This window comes from Streptomyces sp. NPDC037288 (assembly GCF_055603265.1).
Genome location: NZ_JBVJVY010000039.1, coordinates 1 through 554, shown reverse-complemented (window position 1 = coordinate 554; position 554 = coordinate 1). Strand labels below are relative to the sequence as shown.

Here is a 554-nt window from a genome sequence, read left to right as displayed (position 1 = left end):
GGAAGCCGGTCAAGCCCGTGTATCCGGTGAAGCCCGCCTATCCGCGTAGTCCCGAAAAGCCTGCGTATCCGGTGAAGCCGGTCTATCCGGAGAAGCCGGTGGTTCCGGTGAAGCCGGTGTATCCGCAGAAGCCGGTCAAGCCTGCGGTTCCGGTCAAGCCCGTCTATCCGCAGAAGCCGGTGGTTCCGGTCAAGCCCGTCTACCCGCAGAAGCCTGCGGTGCCGGTCAAGCCCATGTATCCGGAGAAGCCGGTCAAGCCCATGTACCCGCAGCACCCGGTGAAGCCCATGTATCCGGAGAAGCCGGTCAAGCCCATGTACCCGCAGCACCCGGTGAAGCCCATGTACCCGGAGAAGCCGGTCAAGCCCGAGTACCCGAAGCACCCGGAGAAGCCCGAGTACCCGAAGCACTCGGAGAAGTCGTCGAAGTCGGGCGGTGATCACGAGTAGAAGCCCGAGTCGGGGGGGGGGGGGGGGGGGGGGGGGGGGGGGGGGGGGGGGGGGGGGGGGGGGGGGGGGGGGGGGGGGGGGGGGGGGGGGGGGGGGGGGGGGGGG

The 554-nt window shown here is 69.9% G+C and carries 1 pseudogene; it reads left to right on the top strand.

Features of this window, described 5'->3' with window-relative positions:
• A pseudogene (locus ACZ7GZ_RS32800) lies at positions 1–449 on the top strand (hypothetical protein); the annotation flags it as partial.
• Positions 450–554 lie beyond the last annotated feature (105 nt).